General features: G+C 40.3%; 12 protein-coding genes. 6 read left to right on the forward strand and 6 right to left on the reverse strand.

Features of this window, described 5'->3' with window-relative positions; translation table 11 throughout:
* Nucleotides 1-391 precede the first annotated feature (391 nt).
* Nucleotides 392-895 (forward strand): hypothetical protein, encoded by a 504-nt coding sequence (locus ABFU83_RS13160; RefSeq protein ID WP_347066565.1) that lies wholly within the window; start codon nucleotides 392-394, stop codon nucleotides 893-895.
* Nucleotides 896-1,796: 901 nt separating this feature from the next.
* Complete coding sequence (locus ABFU83_RS13165) at nucleotides 1,797-2,255, forward strand: hypothetical protein (RefSeq protein ID WP_347066567.1); 459 nt, start codon at nucleotides 1,797-1,799, stop codon at nucleotides 2,253-2,255.
* Between the two features lie 103 nt (nucleotides 2,256-2,358).
* Here the strand turns inward: ABFU83_RS13165 and trxA are convergent, their stop codons facing one another.
* From trxA to ABFU83_RS13195, 6 genes are all read right to left on the reverse strand, one after another.
* Nucleotides 2,359-2,676: a thioredoxin gene (gene trxA / locus ABFU83_RS13170; RefSeq protein ID WP_136404020.1), complete on the reverse strand. Its 318-nt coding sequence runs from the start codon at nucleotides 2,674-2,676 to the stop codon at nucleotides 2,359-2,361.
* A 159-nt stretch (nucleotides 2,677-2,835) separates the two neighbouring features.
* Nucleotides 2,836-7,338 carry a DNA polymerase III subunit alpha gene (gene dnaE, locus ABFU83_RS13175; protein WP_347066568.1) on the reverse strand — a complete coding sequence of 1,501 codons (4,503 nt, stop codon included), beginning with the start codon at nucleotides 7,336-7,338 and terminating at the stop codon, nucleotides 2,836-2,838.
* 102 nt (nucleotides 7,339-7,440) lie between these two features.
* Entirely contained in the window at nucleotides 7,441-9,024 is a 1,584-nt protein-coding gene (locus tag ABFU83_RS13180; protein ID WP_347066569.1) for an MFS transporter, read from the reverse strand.
* A gap of 3 nt (nucleotides 9,025-9,027) precedes the next feature.
* Nucleotides 9,028-10,077: an HlyD family secretion protein gene (locus ABFU83_RS13185; protein WP_347066571.1), complete on the reverse strand. Its 1,050-nt coding sequence runs from the start codon at nucleotides 10,075-10,077 to the stop codon at nucleotides 9,028-9,030.
* Between the two features lie 37 nt (nucleotides 10,078-10,114).
* Nucleotides 10,115-11,473 (reverse strand): TolC family protein, encoded by a 1,359-nt coding sequence (locus ABFU83_RS13190; protein ID WP_347066573.1) that lies wholly within the window; start codon nucleotides 11,471-11,473, stop codon nucleotides 10,115-10,117.
* 147 nt (nucleotides 11,474-11,620) lie between these two features.
* Nucleotides 11,621-12,304 carry a DUF6252 family protein gene (locus ABFU83_RS13195; protein ID WP_347066575.1) on the reverse strand — a complete coding sequence of 228 codons (684 nt, stop codon included), beginning with the start codon at nucleotides 12,302-12,304 and terminating at the stop codon, nucleotides 11,621-11,623.
* Nucleotides 12,305-12,556: 252 nt separating this feature from the next.
* Between ABFU83_RS13195 and ABFU83_RS13200 the strand changes: the two genes are divergently transcribed.
* The 4 genes from ABFU83_RS13200 to ABFU83_RS13215 all read left to right on the forward strand — a co-directional run bounded on the left by ABFU83_RS13200 (nucleotide 12,557) and on the right by ABFU83_RS13215 (nucleotide 15,779).
* Nucleotides 12,557-13,108: a 30S ribosomal protein S16 gene (locus ABFU83_RS13200; protein ID WP_347066577.1), complete on the forward strand. Its 552-nt coding sequence runs from the start codon at nucleotides 12,557-12,559 to the stop codon at nucleotides 13,106-13,108.
* 16 nt (nucleotides 13,109-13,124) lie between these two features.
* Entirely contained in the window at nucleotides 13,125-13,655 is a 531-nt protein-coding gene (gene rimM / locus ABFU83_RS13205; RefSeq protein WP_347066579.1) for a ribosome maturation factor RimM, read from the forward strand.
* Between the two features lie 8 nt (nucleotides 13,656-13,663).
* Nucleotides 13,664-14,371 carry a methyltransferase gene (locus ABFU83_RS13210; protein WP_347066580.1) on the forward strand — a complete coding sequence of 236 codons (708 nt, stop codon included), beginning with the start codon at nucleotides 13,664-13,666 and terminating at the stop codon, nucleotides 14,369-14,371.
* Between the two features lie 229 nt (nucleotides 14,372-14,600).
* A complete protein-coding gene (locus ABFU83_RS13215; protein ID WP_256551590.1) occupies nucleotides 14,601-15,779 on the forward strand; it encodes an acyl-CoA dehydrogenase family protein in 1,179 nt (392 codons plus the stop codon).
* Nucleotides 15,780-15,806 lie beyond the last annotated feature (27 nt).

Consider the following 15,806-nt stretch of genomic DNA (forward strand, 5'->3'; position numbering starts at 1 on the left):
TAGAAAGGAGGATACAGGATTATCCCTTTATTTCACAGTAATCACGAGTACTTTAATAATCTATTTTTCAATAGTGTTTATTGTATCTCTAATTGATTATTTATTCCCCAATTCTTTTAATACATTAATTCCAAATAAGTATTTTATATTTTCTTACATACTCATTATAAGTCTTTTAAACTATTTTCTTTTCATAAAAGATAGAAAGTTTTTAAACTATAATTTTAAAAATGATAAAAAAGGAGGGTATGTAATTATTTTATATGTTGTAATACTAGCTTTAATTTTGATATTTTTTGCCAACAAAAACCGTGAAAAAATCTTTACGGAACGAGAGAAAGCAAGAATAGAAAATAAACAATAGTACAAAAAGCCGGGTATTGCTCGGTTTATGGTAAACGGGTTAAACCATGTGTTGCACGGAGGTTTTGCTAAAAAGGACAGCAAAATTATTGTACTAAACGACTCAAAAGCAGTTGGAGGAGCAGGTCATATGGCAATGGTTGCTGGAAACGATAAAAAAGTTTGGACTTATGTTGCTTCTGGTGGTAGAGTTGATACAGATGGGAATTCTATAATTGGAGGAAATTCTGTGTCTATTTTAGAAAATACAGGTACCACTCCTGAACTTTCAAATAGAAATTCAGCATTAAAATACTTATCCAGATATGATGATCTAAAAGCTTCTATAAAAACAACGTATCAAAACGCTATGAAAGCTGTAAATGCAGCATACAAAAGTGCTAATGGTTATTATCATATTCTCTTTCATAATTGTGGGCATGTTGTTAGAGATGGCCTTCAAGCAATTAACGTCTATGGAGGAGAAAGATTTACATCTTCACCAAATATGAGATATTTAGAAATGATTACAGGTGGACCTATAATACGATAATTATGAAAAAAAATAATTTATATTTTAATATCTTCATTATTAATTGTTTCTATTCGCTGTAAGACAGACGTTGGATTAGAAAAGGAAAACAATGTTTGTTTATCAATTGATGAAGCAAAACACAAAAATGTTTTTTTAAATAAATATATTTTTAAAACCGAAACGAATATTGAAATTTTAGAAGCTTGGTCTGAAAAAAAATGGAACAAACTTCAATGTTCGTTTTAAATTTAAAAATAAAGAAAGTAATTTTTTTAATAATAGTATTTCATTTACTTCAAGTAAATATTTTAAAAACAGCTCTTATATATCAAACGTTTATAAATCTACATTCAAAATTAATGAAAATAGATGTGATAGTCTGAAACTCACACTAAATATAAAAAGCAAAAAAATCCCAATAATATTTATTAAGCAGTAATGGAAGTTCTATTATAATCTTCAAACTGAACTCAGGGATTATCGGCGGTGGCAATCTCGGAATGATTGCCTTTGGTACGGTTTCCGGTGGTGCCGGAGCCTCATTAACCGGTGAAATTTCTGGCAAGGCGCCGCAACCGCATTGGTCGTAAGTGGGTTAAATCATTGCGTTGCATAATGGTGATACAGACACTCCTACAAAACATGGAAATAAATAGAAGACACCAGAGGAATATTGTAAAGGAGAGATTACCCCGGATATCACGAAGTAGAAAACCAGATCCAGTTCCTTAATAACTCCTGTCCAGTTATAAAATATACAAACAACATTAAGGTAAGGATAAATGATTCGTAAATAAATAGAAATTAAATCTAACTACTATCTTTGCCAGACAGGAGTGTTAAACCCAACGGACTTTAAGTTGCCAAAAAAGAGAAAATAACAAATCTTTAAAAAACCAAAATAAAAGAATAAAAAATTATGACAAAAACAATTGCAATTTTAGCATTATTGATCAGCATTTCAGCCTTTTCACAGGAATTATCCTTAAAAAGAAGTACGATATTTAAGGATGAAAAAAAACTTAAAAACAAAGAAATACGGGAATTACTTCAGTCCAATACGGAGGCTTTGCAATTGTATCAAGCAGCACGCACCAAGACCACTGTTGGAGGATTATTATTAGGATTTGGTATCGGATTGGCCGCTGGTGATGTGCTTTATGGCGCTACAGCTGATGTTAAATATCCAACACCACTTACTTATGTAGGATTGGCCGCTACCATAATTTCGATCCCGGTCCTTTCCGGAAGATCAAAAAAATTAAAGAAAAGTATTGAACGCTATAACGACAGTCTAAAAACAGTAGGAAGTAACGATTCCTATGAAATGCGGTTTACGGCTAATTCCAATGGAATCGGGGTTAAACTCTCGTTTTAATAAAAAATAAGAATTATATGATAGGTTATAAAAACCTGTAGGGGTTACTAAAAATATAAAAAGCCCTGTTGACAGGGCTTTTTATATTGAATAATCGGAATGATTATAATAATGCGTCGATTGCATCGCTATAGGTTTGCTTTGGAGCAACCCCTACCTGACGTCCCACTACTTCTCCGTTTTGGAATACCAAAACGGTAGGAATGTTACGCACACCATATTTTGCTGCAAACTCCTGATTAGCATCTACATCAACTTTACCGATAACGGCTTTTCCTGCATATTCTTCACTCAATTGATCAATGATCGGAGCTACCATTCTACAAGGACCGCACCATGCCGCCCAAAAGTCAACCAAAACCGGTTTATCTGATTTCAATACTAATTCTTCAAAAGTAGCATCTGTTATTGCTTGTGCCATTTTATTTTCTTTTAGGATTTATTAGCTACAAAAGTAGCTTTTTATTTTCACTTTTAAAACGCCTTAAAATCAGTTTTCGTTATGTCCGAATTGTTAAAATCGATTTCACATTTTTTTAAGGAAATTCAAATCAGACACTTAAAATCGGAATATCAGTCTTTAATTCAATCTAAAATTCAGCTGCATCTTTTCCAGTTCCTGCAACAGTTCGGCAGAAATATTGACTTTTAACTTCCGACTCGGCATACTCAATTTCGTCACCACCCGGATTTCTTCTTTTTCTTCCGGAATATCTATTTCGGCATCTTCCAACACCTCTTCGACAACTGCATCGTCTTCCACTACCAGTGGTGCTTCTACAACACGCTTCACTTTCTCTAGTTCCATCACTTCAAAAGTCACACTGTGATCGCCACCGTTCATCTGGAAAATTTCCTGTAATTCGGCAATCAGGTTTTGCTGTAATTCTGCTATATTCATTTGGATGATCAGTTTCTTAGCAAAAGATGCTAACACATCCTGCAATGGTTTGACATCTAAAAACTGGATCCGCGGTTCCGTGCGTTTCCCTTCTTTATTCACCCAACCTTCCTTGATGTTGACTTTAAAATACATAAAGTAGTTGGCTACCAGAAAATGACGGTATTTCAGATAATCTTCCCGAAACATCGAAAAGCGGTAACTTTCATCATAGCCCTCAAGGTTAAAACTGGCAAATCCCATTCCGTTTTTGGCCACCCGGTGTTCTACGCCGGTTACAATTCCGCCAAAACTCAGGTTTTTTCCAACATGCTGTTCCATGTTTTTTAAGGTATCCAGACTCGCATTACAGAAATATTTCATTTCAAATTTATAATCGTCCAACGGATGGCCCGAAATATAAATCCCTACTACTTCTTTTTCCTTCGCCAGCTTTTCCATCGTACTCCATTCTTCACATGGCGGTACTACCGGTTCCGGAATCTGTACATCACTGGCTTCTCCAAAAAGACTTACCTGTGAGGAGTTTTCATTTTCCTGAAATTTTGCGCCATAGCGAATTGCTTTTTCCAAAAACGTCAGGTTATCACCATCCGTATGAAAATACTGCGCCCGGTGTGTCGCAGCAAAACAGTCGAATCCTCCGGCCAATGCCAGGTTTTCAAAAGCTTTTTTATTGGCCGCCCGTAAATCGATTCGCTTTGCCAGGTCGAATATCGATCGGTATTTACCGTCTTTTCGACAATCGACAATCGTGTTTACAGCACCTCCCCCAACTCCTTTGATCGCTCCCATTCCGAAACGAACGGCATAGTCTTCGTTTACCGTAAATTTATAAAACGATTCGTTTACATCAGGCCCCAATACCTGTAAGCCCATTCGCTTACATTCTTCCATAAAGAAAGACACCTGTTTGATATCGTTCATGTTATTCGACAGTACCGCTGCCATATATTCGGCCGGATAATGCGCTTTTAAATAAGCCGTCTGATACGCAATCCACGCATAACAGGTCGAGTGGGATTTGTTGAATGCGTAACTCGCAAACGCTTCCCAGTCTTTCCAAATCTTATCCAGTTTTACCGCGTCGTGGCCATTGGCTACAGCCTGATCGATAAACTTGGATTTCATCTTATCCAGTACCTCTTTTTGTTTTTTACCCATCGCCTTACGCAAAACGTCGGCATCTCCTTTGGAGAAGTTCGCTAATTTTTGCGACAGTAGCATTACCTGCTCCTGATATACCGTGATTCCATAGGTTTCACCTAAGTATTCTTCACAGGCATCCAAATCGTATTCGATCGGTTCGGATCCATTTTTACGACGGATAAATGATGGAATATACTCCAACGGTCCGGGACGATACAAGGCATTCATCGCAATAAGGTCGGCAAAAACGGTTGGTTTTAGCTCCTTCATGTATTTCTGCATCCCGGGTGACTCGTATTGGAAGATTCCTACGGTTTCACCACGCTGGAACAGTTCGTATGTTTTCACATCGTCGATCGGGAAATTCTCCGGATCCAGTTCGGTTCCGGTTCGGTATTTCACCAATTTTACGGTGTCTTTAATCAGTGTAAGGGTCTTCAGACCCAGGAAGTCCATTTTTAACAATCCGGCACTTTCGGCTACGGAGTTGTCAAACTGGGTCACATATAAATCGGAATCTTTTGCCGTGGTAACCGGTACGAAATTCGTGATATCGTCCGGAGTGATAATTACCCCACAGGCGTGAATCCCGGTATTTCGCAACGATCCTTCCAGTGTTTTGGCCTGCTGAATGGTTTCGCCCGCCAGATCCGGTTCTTTCGCAATTGCGATTAGCTCTTTAACGCGGTCAAATTCGTCCGATGATTTCAGAGCTTTTTTAACCTGATCTTCTTCTTCCGCCAGAAAACGTGCCAGGTTCCATTTGGATGGCATCATTCCCGGAATCAGTTTGGCAATACGATCGGCTTCAAATAAGGGCAAGTCCAATACCCGCGCCGTATCCCGGATTGCCGATTTGGTTGCCATTTTACCATAGGTAATGATCTGAGCCACCTGGTTCGATCCGTATTTATTGATTACATATTCCATAACACGACCACGACCTTCATCGTCAAAGTCGATATCGATATCGGGCATGGATACACGGTCAGGATTAAGGAAACGCTCAAAAAGGAGGTCGTATTTAATCGGGTCAATATTGGTAATTCCAAGACAATACGCTACCGCCGATCCCGCTGCCGATCCACGACCCGGACCTACAGACACATCGAGGTTCCGGGCTTCGGCAATAAAATCCTGTACGATCAAAAAGTAACCCGGATAACCTGTTTTTTCAATCGTCAATAATTCAAAATCCAGTCGTTCGCGGATGTCATCGGTTATTTCTTTATAGCGTTTTGCCGCACCCACATAGGTCAGGTGACGTAAAAATTTATTTTCACCACGTTTTCCACCATCTTCTTCGTCTTCGGCCACCTGGAATGCTTCCGGGATATCGAATTTCGGAAGTAGTACGTCACGGTAAAGGGAATAGGTTTCAATCTTATCGACAATCTCCTGAATCGAAAGAATCGCTTCCGGCAGATCGGCGAAAAGCTTTTTCATTTCGTCTCCCGATTTGAAATAGTATTCCTGATTGGGTAAACCGTAGCGATAACCACGTCCTCTACCAATTGGCGTTGCCTGTTTTTCTCCGTCCTTTACACAAAGTAAAATATCGTGAGCATTGGCATCTTTTTTAGCCGCATAGTAGGTGTTATTGGTCGCTACAAGCTTGATATTATGTTTTTTAGAAAATGAAATCAGGGTCTGATTTACCCGGTTTTCATCTTCCTGATTGTGGCGCATCACTTCAATATAAAGATCTTCACCAAACTGCTCTTTCCACCAGATTAAAGCTTCCTCGGCCTGGTTCTCTCCAATATTTAAAATCTTACTCGGTACTTCTCCGTAAAGGTTACCGGTTAACACGATAATATCTTCTTTGTATTGTTCGACTACCGTTTTGTCGATCCTCGGGACATAATAAAATCCGCTGGTATAGGCTATCGATGACATTTTGGCCAGATTGTGGTAGCCTTTTTTGTTTTTAGCCAGGAAAACCACCTGATAACCGTTGTCTTTTTTGGTTTTGTCTTTATGGTTTTCGCAAATGTAGAATTCGCAACCTACAATCGGTTTTACTTCCGTTTCGGTTGGTTCTTCCCCTTTTTCCTCGGCTTCTTTATTTTTGGCCGCCGCTGCTTTGTTATGATTTAACACCGCACTTACAAACTGAAAAGCTCCCATCATGTTACCGGTATCGGTCATCGCGACAGCCGGCATTTTAAATTTTACGGCTTCTTTTACCAGGTCGTTAATTCCGATCGTTGATTGCAATACGGAAAATTGGGTATGGTTGTGCAAATGGGCAAACGCCGCATCTTTAAGTTCTTTTTTGTCTTCTTCCGAAACGGTTTGACGGTTTTCTCCTTCTTGCTGTTGCAAACGCTTCCGGATTTCGTCGGAAGCCGCTTTCAGGTTGATATGCTTTAAACCGATCAGTTTGATTTCACCCGGATTGTTCTGGCGGAAGTTAAAGAAGTACTCCGGATCCACATCCAATTCTTCTTTGGTAAACACTTCCCGTTTGATCAGTTCAAGGAAACAGCGCGTCGTCGCCTCTACGTCGGCAGTCGCATTGTGCGCTTCGGCAAATGGTACTCCGAAAAGATATTGGTGCAACTCCGTTAATGTAGGCAGTTTGTATCGTCCTCCCCTACCTCCGGGCAATTTTAACAATTCGGCGGTCACTTCGGTACAGGTATCCAGAATTGGCATTTGTGCCATATCACTTCCCACGTTCATTCGGTGAAATTCACACCCCATAATGTTGACGTCGAAACCAATATTCTGACCTACAATATATTTGGCTTTTGACAGCGCAATATTAAATTTTTCGAGCACTTCCATTAGTGCCACACCCTGTTCCATGGCTAACTCGGTCGAGATACCGTGAATCCGTTCGGCGTCATACGGGATATTAAACCCTTCAGGCTTTACCAGATAATCCTGATGTTCGACCAGGTTCCCCATTTCATCGTGCAGCTGCCAGGCAATCTGGATACAACGCGGCCAGTTGTCGGTATCGGTAATGGGTGCCGACCAGCTTCGCGGTAAACCAGTTGTTTCGGTATCAAATATCAAGTACATAGCTAAAAATCAGTGTTTTAAAATCTGTCGTATTTTAAAAAAAGTAATTTTCAAATGTACTGCTTTTTAGAGAAAGAATATAGCAGAATTTGTTAACAGCCATTAACTACCCCATACGCGGTTTTTAAACAGATCGAAGGTTTGTTTTAGATGCCTATTGAGTAATAATAAGACTACTAAAAATAAAAGTCCGTACCCGATTACGGTAAAAATCTCCATATCCGACAGTAATACCGATTGTTTGGAAACAGCCTGAATCAACTGTTGAACTGCTAGTTTATAGGCTTCGTCAGCCGTAAATCCTTTGGTCGTAAAACTTTGAGTCAGTTTAGCTAATCGTTCGCCGGTTTCAGGACTTTCGGACAACACAAACTGGCGTAGTTTTGTAAAATGCGATCGCTGTAAAAACACCTGAGCATTTTGCAGGATACAAAAACCGATCGTACTTCCCCAAAAACGACCGCTTACGCCAACCGTACCGGAAAAAGGCGCATAATGTGTCGGAACCGACGAAACCGTAAACAACACCAACGGTACAAATAAAATGCCCACGGCCACACCCTGTAACATATAGGGAATAAGAATATCTGACAACGTTACATCGGGCACAAATAAAAAGGTAAACCAAAAGTGATAGATCGCAAAAATCAGGAAACCAAGACTAAAAATAAGCCGTGTCGCCATGCCTTTTGCCAGAAAGATACCCGCCAAAACCATTCCGATTACATTTCCGATCACATTAAGGTATTGTACCTGTGCCACGCGCGAGGGTTCCCAATTCCAAACGGCAAACATCGCACTATGACACATATTTAGTGTTGCCCGGGCAATATAAAAAATCACAAAAAGAAAAAAACCCGTTCGAAGATTCGCATAGCGAAACACATTCATATCAAAACAAGGTCTTTTTACCAATTGTTGTCGGATCACAAACAATCCGCCGGTAACTAAAGTTATAATCAACGCGAGAATGATCTGTGACGAATCGAACCAGTATTTCCGCTCTCCATAAATAAAGAAAAAGGAACCGCATAAAATGGCTGTCAACACCAAGATATAACTCGCCCAATCGACCTGATACAAGGGGATTTTTTTATGAAACCGATTGTTGTTAAACGTCAGCATAACCAACGCCACACAAAGTATCTGAAACAACGCCGAACCATACGCCATATACGTCCAGTCGTAATTTTCGAGTAACCAAACGGCGACATTCATAATAAAAGGCGATGCCAGCAACAAGGCTCCATAATTACAGCTAAATCCGATGATCACTGCATTTTTGGATTTAAACCGGGTGATCAGCAATTGACGCAACGGAATCCATGGTAAGGCCATCAAAATCCCTTCGACCATCCGCAGCATAATAAATACGGAATAATTATCGGTATAGGCCGACAAGATAAACGTGATTGCCGCCAGACTGTAAATCGTCACAAAATACTTTTTGGTCGGAAAAAATTTAAACAGTCGGCTTTCGATCATAATCGTAGCCAGAAAGGTTCCATAGGTTACGCATAACGAAAACTGTAAATCTTCCACATCCACATCCAAAAAACTGGCCGAATAGGTCACATTCGCGGTATATACCCCCAACAATACCATCGAATGCAACATACACACAATCAGAATCAGGATGATCGCCCAATTCGGAACCCAAGGTTTAAAAACACTCGTTTGCGACATCGCCTATTGGTGTTCGGCTATTACAATTATATTCATCCCCGCCCGTAAAAATTCGGTTTGATCATCGGTTTCGGCCAGTTTAATCCGAACCGGAATCCGTTGTTCGATTTTTACAAAGTTCCCGGTCGCATTGTCGGGCGGCAATAGGGAAAAACGCGCACCACTGGCCGGTGATAACGATTCCACCGTTCCGCGAAAAACACGTCCCCGCACCGCATCGGCTTTTAACTCCACTTCCTGACCAATGGTCAGATATTGCAATTGCGTTTCTTTAAAATTTGCCGTTACCCATTTTTCTTTACTGACAATCGAAACCAGCGTTTGTCCTTCTTTTACCATTTGTCCCGGCTGTATGGTTTTCCGACCCACCCAACCGTCATACGGAGCTGTTATTATAGTATACGACAGGAAAAGTGAGGCATTGTCTGCCATCGCCTGATTGGATTGTACTACAGCCGCAGCCGTTGGCAGTTTCGAACGGGTTTCTGTTGTATTTAAAGTCGTCGTAAGGATGGTTTTCTGAATTTCACTGTACCGTGCTTTTGCCGTTTCGTAAGCGGCTTTTACCTGTTCCAATTGTTGTTCGGTCGCCGCTTCTTCCTTTAATAAAGCCTTATACCGCTGGTAATCCTGTCCGGTTTTCCAGACTTCTGTCCGCACCGCTTCGAGTTGCGCTTCCTGTTCGGACGTTTTATTCGATACGGCGGCAACACTGTTTTCGATTACTTTTATATTTTGTTTCGCATTGTCCACATCGGCCAACGCACGGTCGAGATGGGATTTGTATTCCCGGTTGTCGATTACGATCAGCGTATCGCCTTTATGAACAAACTGATTTTCCTCGTAGCGCACTTCCTGTACAAATCCGGTTACCCTAGCCATGACGGGTGTAACATATTGATCGACCTGCGCATCATTGGTTTCTTCGTGGTTGTTATAGAAAATCAGAAACCAGATTCCGAGTACGATTCCGCAAAAAACGATACAACCGGCAATTACGGTGATCAATGTATGAAAAGAACGATGTGCCCTAGGCGCCTTTTGTGTTCCCATCTTGTAAAAATTGAATTAAAATATTGAGTTGGACTAATTAGTGTAATCGGTCGGCCGTATGCAGTAGCTCGTAGTACTTCATCACGGCTTCAATTTTGGTGGCCGTATTTTTATACCGGGCTTCCAGCAAGGCATTATCGGCATCGATCATTTCGGTGATCAAAACCAGTTGATTGAGGTATTTTAATTTGACAATCCGGTAGTTTTCGACTGCCAATGCCAATGCTTTTTCGGTTACCGGAATCCGGGCGAGACTTTCCTGATAATGCCTATAATCGGCAAATATTTTATCCTCGACAGCATCTTTTACAATGCCGGCTTCCATTTTTTGGCGCTCCAATTGTTGATCGGCTATACGGGATTTTGCTTTGTTTTTATGCAAAGCGGAAAGATTAAATGTGGCTTCAATCCCCACTTGCCCCAACGAATAGAGGTACGGATCCGGCGGAAAAAACATATAGTTCGGATATTTAAAACTATAATTCCCAAAAAGACTGATCACCGGATAGTAGTTGGACTTTACGAGTTTCTTTTCCAAATGTCCGATTTCGATTTCCTTTTGCGCCATTTTTATCTCTTCGTTATCCAAAGCCGCTTTTAAAAAGTAGTCGTAGCTTTCGATATGCTGTAATCCGGAAAGTAAGTGTGTCGTGTCCGGTTCTATCAATTGATCATCCGGAAGTTGCATCATGGTTTTCAGGTCGTGTAAGGCGATCGCAATGTTTTTGCGGTTGGTGAGCGCGTCCAGTTCCCGATCGGATAATTGTAATTCGGCGCGCAAGACTTCGTTTTTGGTGACCGTTCCGTGTTTTTTAAACGACTGTACTTCTTTTAGACGTTCCTGTTCCTCTTGGATGCTTTCGTCAATTATTTCCTGAAGTGCCATCATTTTATAGATTCCTAAAAACGAAGCCACAACCTGTAACTTTACGTCGTTGGTCGTTTTTTCGGATTTTAAAGTCATTAACTCCGACTCTTTTTCGGCAATTTTTACCGTATGGTTGATTTTATTTCCGGCATATAACGGCATTCGGAATGCTACCGACACGTCGTAGATTTCCGGGATGGTTTTAGTGACCTGTTTTCCCTGGAGAAAGCCACTTTGAAACTCTGTCAGATTGGTAATTCTGGAATACAGGGAATGCAATTCCACTTCGGGTAAACGGAGTTCTTTTTTTGTTTTGACCGTTTCACCGGAAACCTGTTCTTCGATATGGGCTTTTTGAATAAACCGGTTGTTTTTTTCGGCCATTTGCCAGGCATCGTGTAGCTTTAGCCTGGTAATTTGTTGGGCGTTTATCGTTACTGTGCCCGAAAGCAGTAAAATGATAGTGAGTAGATAGCCTGAAATACTCTTCTTTTTGTGGTTTAAAAAAACCAGCGTGTTGCGATGCATAAGTCCATCAATAAATATGAGGCAAAGTTGGCGTGTTTTTACCAAGTGTTAAAATCACAAAAAGCCAAATATTTATTCATTTCAGACATTTATAATTCATAAAAAAACCACCTCGAAAGGTGGCTTTGTATCTTTATATATTTCGATTTAGTAAATCGGAATTCTGTAGAATACTCCTTTTTGATAGTTTACGATACTATCGTTATCGTTTTTCGCATTAAATTTAAAGCTTCCGGTAATCGTTCCGTCCTGGATGCTTTCAATTTTGATTTCTCCATCACTTCCCTGAACGTTAACCACTCGGAATTTCGCCTGATTGTCACCACCTACAATAGTAACGATATCGCCCGGTACATATCCGGTACCTCTTAGGTGAATCGCTACCGTACTCACCGCTCCGGCTGTCGTTTGGATCGCAACCTGTAATCCGGTTCCGGAACCACCCGATGTAAAGGCAGAAGTTGTATTAGTATATCCAGTTCCTCCGTTTTCTAAAGCAATTTTACTCGCTGGCCCGCTAAAAACTCCTGTCGTATAGATATCTTCCATTCCGTTCATCGTCGAAATAAAACTAGCTCTGTTGCTTTGGTTTGTTGTTCCTAACGGATACGTTCCGTTTTGGAAAGAAGATGTTCTTAAAATCACCTGCTCATCTACCGTGATCCCTTCGATTGTAACCGATCCGTCTGCACCAATGGTAGCATGTGCATCAGCAGCTCTCCATAAACCATAGTTCTTTTCACCCTGAAGCGACGGATTATTAAATTGTACGTTCTGCTCACAGGAAGTGAATGCTGCCACAAGAACTACAAGGGAAAGTATTTTTTTCATTTTAAATTCAAATTAATATTTGGGTTCATTATATTTCTACAAAAATAGTTTTTTATAGATAATAAGCTAATAAAATCATAAAAAATCACAAAAACACCTAAGTTATCTTGTTTTCAAAACGATAGCTCCCGTTTTCTTCCCATCCGAACCTAAGGATTTTATATATTTTGTATTCGTTTGTATTTAAAAGTTTTATATATTTGCACCCTTATTTAACAGAGGTCGTGTACCTCAAAATTTAATCACAAGATTATGTCAGTAAAAATTAGATTACAAAGACATGGTAAAAAAGGGAAACCTTTTTACTGGATTGTTGCAGCTGATGCTCGCGCAAAAAGAGATGGTAAATTCCTAGAAAAAATCGGAACTTACAATCCAAACACTAACCCAGCTACTATCGACTTAAACCTTGACAGTGCTGTACAATGGTTACACAACGGTGCTCAGCCAACTGACACTGCAAGAGCTATCCTTTCTTACAAAGGTGCTTTATTAAAACACCACCTAGATGGAGGTGTTCGTAAAGGTGCTTTAACACAAGAGCAAGCTGACGCTAAATTGGCTGCCTGGTTAGACGAGAAAGCTTCTAAAGTTGACGCTAAAAAAGACGGTTTAAGCAAAGCTCAGGCTGATGCTAAAGCGAAAGCGTTAAAAGCAGAGCAGGAAGTAAACGCTAAGCGTTTGGCTGCTGCTGAAGAAGCTGCTAAAGCTGCTGAGGCTGCTGCTACTGAAGAAGCTGCTGCTGAAGAAGTTGCTGAAGAGGCTCCTGCTGTTGAAGAAAACAACGAAGAAACTCAAGCTTAATTTACCCGGCGATTCTATGCGTAAAGAAGAATGCTTCTATTTAGGTAAAATCGCTAAAAAATTCAGCTTTAAAGGGGAAGTCCTGGCTTATTTAGACACGGACGAACCGGAAATGTACGAAGAATTGGAATCAGTTTTTGTTGAATTCAACAATAATCTGGTTCCTTTTTTTATTGAAAGCTGTTCGCTACACAAAAACGATTTTCTCAGAATCCGTTTTGAAGATGTAGCTAGTGAAGAGGAAGCCGACAAACTACTTGGCTGTGCCTTATACCTACCGTTAAGTGCCTTACCCAAACTGGAAGGCAATAAATTTTATTTCCACGAAGTAATTGGTTTTGATGTGGAAGATACCCGTTTGGGAATTATCGGAAAAATTGTTTCGATTAATGATAGCTCCGCGCAGCCTTTGTTTGAAATCGAAAACAATGGAATTGAAATTCTGGTTCCGATGATCGATGACTTTATCGTTGCTATTGACCGGCCGAACAAAAAAGTGATCTTAAACACTCCGGAAGGTTTGGTTGATCTCTACCTGAACAATTAACAACATCTATGTTTCAGTTTAAGCAATTTACCATAGCACAGGACCGCTGCGCGATGAAAGTGGGTACCGACGGCGTTTTATTAGGCGCCTGGACTCCGCTTGATCATCATCCGTATAGCATTTTGGACATTGGCGCCGGAACCGGTTTAATTGCATTAATGCTGGCACAACGCAGTACTGCCGAACAGGTCGACGCATTGGAAATTGACGAAGAAGCCTACGAACAGGCGGTTGAAAATTTCGAAAACAGTCCGTGGAACGATCGTTTGTTTTGCTATCATGCCGCTTTGGATGAATTTGCAGCAGAAATCGAAGACGAATACGACCTGATCGTTTCCAATCCGCCGTTTTACACCGATACCTACTATTCTCAAAACGAACAACGGGATCTGGCCCGATTTGAAGATGCCATGCCGTTTGAAGATTTGACTGAAGCCGCTTCGGTTTTATTGTCGGATAATGGTGTTTTTACCGTGATCATCCCTTTTAAAGAAGAAGAACGTTTTATCGGATTGGCGCAGGAATGCGATTTATTTCCTTTTAAAATCACACGGGTTAAAGGCACTCCGACTACCGAGATCAAACGAAGCTTACTCGCTTTTTCCCGAAATCCGGAAAATCAGCCGGAAACAGACGAACTTGTTATTGAAATCGCCCGCCATCAATACACTCCGGAATATACCGCACTGACTAAAGATTTTTACCTGAAGTTATAAAACATCTTTGTTCCTCCACTCCAAGCAATCAATTGTTATATTTACAACAAAATGTATTCAATTTAGCTATTTTACTGTTTTTTAAATTTTTCCTATTTTCAAAACAAAAATATTTTTAAATCAGCGAATTTATACCTCTAAAATTTAGGCCAATTCGATATTATAGCGTTCTATAGTGTTGAAAAGTTGATTTTGTTTGCTTACTTTTGTGAACCAAAATTTATAAACAATGAAACCAGACTTATTTCAAGCTCCTGATTATTACCTATTAGACGATTTATTATCAGACGAACATAAATTAGTACGTGATGCTGCCCGTGCCTGGGTAAAACGTGATGTATCTCCAATTATCGAAGAATATGCTCAAAAAGCAGAATTCCCAAAACAAATCATCAACGGTTTAGCAGAAATCGGTGGTTTCGGCCCTTATATTCCTGTAGAATATGGTGGTGCCGGATTGGATCAGATCTCTTACGGTTTAATCATGCAGGAAATTGAAAGAGGTGATTCTGGTGTACGTTCTACTTCTTCTGTACAATCTTCATTGGTGATGTACCCCATCTGGAAATATGGTAACGAAGAGCAACGTATGAAATACCTTCCGAAATTAGCTACCGGAGAATTTATCGGTTGTTTCGGATTAACAGAGCCGGATTACGGTTCGAACCCGGGTGGTATGGTGACCAACTTTAAAGATATGGGTGATCACTATTTACTAAACGGGGCTAAAATGTGGATTTCCAATGCTCCATTTGCCGATATCGCTGTGGTTTGGGCTAAAAATGAAGAAGGAAGAATCTACGGATTGATCGTTGAAAGAGGAATGGAAGGCTTTTCAACTCCTGAAACACACAATAAATGGTCCCTTCGTGCTTCGGCTACCGGTGAATTGATTTTCGACAACGTAAAAGTTCCAAAAGAAAACTTATTACCAAACAAATCCGGATTAGGAGCGCCACTAGGATGTCTTGACTCAGCACGTTACGGAATTGCATGGGGCGCTATCGGTGCAGCTATGGACTGTTACGATACTGCTTTACGTTATTCAAAAGAGCGCATCCAGTTTGACAAACCAATTGGAGCAACACAATTACAACAAAAGAAATTAGCCGAAATGATCACTGAAATCACGAAGGCACAATTATTAACCTGGAGATTGGGTGTATTGCGTAACGAAGGAAGAGCTACATCAGCTCAGATCTCAATGGCGAAACGTAACAACGTGGATATGGCTTTAACCATTGCCCGTGATGCGCGTCAGATGTTAGGCGGTATGGGAATCACAGGCGAGTATTCGATCATGCGTCATATGATGAACTTAGAATCGGTTGTAACGTACGAAGGTACACACGATATTCACTTATTGATAACAGGTATGGATGTAACCGGATTAAACGCATTCAAATAGAATTCTAATCCCTGTATAATATTTAAA

The organism is Flavobacterium sp. WV_118_3 (assembly GCF_039778605.1).
GTDB lineage: Bacteria > Bacteroidota > Bacteroidia > Flavobacteriales > Flavobacteriaceae > Flavobacterium.

What these genes read in the sequence shown, in the direction of transcription:
- ABFU83_RS13190 (WP_347066573.1), bottom strand. Translation starts at nt 11,473, where the DNA reads ATGCATCGCAACACGCTGGTTTTTTTAAACCACAAAAAGAAGAGTATT.
- trxA (WP_136404020.1), bottom strand. Translation starts at nt 2,676, where the DNA reads ATGGCACAAGCAATAACAGATGCTACTTTTGAAGAATTAGTATTGAAA.
- ABFU83_RS13180 (WP_347066569.1), bottom strand. Translation starts at nt 9,024, where the DNA reads ATGTCGCAAACGAGTGTTTTTAAACCTTGGGTTCCGAATTGGGCGATC.
- dnaE (WP_347066568.1), bottom strand. Translation starts at nt 7,338, where the DNA reads ATGTACTTGATATTTGATACCGAAACAACTGGTTTACCGCGAAGCTGG.
- ABFU83_RS13160 (WP_347066565.1), top strand. Translation starts at nt 392, where the DNA reads ATGGTAAACGGGTTAAACCATGTGTTGCACGGAGGTTTTGCTAAAAAG.
- ABFU83_RS13200 (WP_347066577.1), top strand. Translation starts at nt 12,557, where the DNA reads ATGTCAGTAAAAATTAGATTACAAAGACATGGTAAAAAAGGGAAACCT.
- ABFU83_RS13185 (WP_347066571.1), bottom strand. Translation starts at nt 10,077, where the DNA reads ATGGGAACACAAAAGGCGCCTAGGGCACATCGTTCTTTTCATACATTG.
- ABFU83_RS13215 (WP_256551590.1), top strand. Translation starts at nt 14,601, where the DNA reads ATGAAACCAGACTTATTTCAAGCTCCTGATTATTACCTATTAGACGAT.
- rimM (WP_347066579.1), top strand. Translation starts at nt 13,125, where the DNA reads ATGCGTAAAGAAGAATGCTTCTATTTAGGTAAAATCGCTAAAAAATTC.
- ABFU83_RS13210 (WP_347066580.1), top strand. Translation starts at nt 13,664, where the DNA reads ATGTTTCAGTTTAAGCAATTTACCATAGCACAGGACCGCTGCGCGATG.
- ABFU83_RS13165 (WP_347066567.1), top strand. Translation starts at nt 1,797, where the DNA reads ATGACAAAAACAATTGCAATTTTAGCATTATTGATCAGCATTTCAGCC.
- ABFU83_RS13195 (WP_347066575.1), bottom strand. Translation starts at nt 12,304, where the DNA reads ATGAAAAAAATACTTTCCCTTGTAGTTCTTGTGGCAGCATTCACTTCC.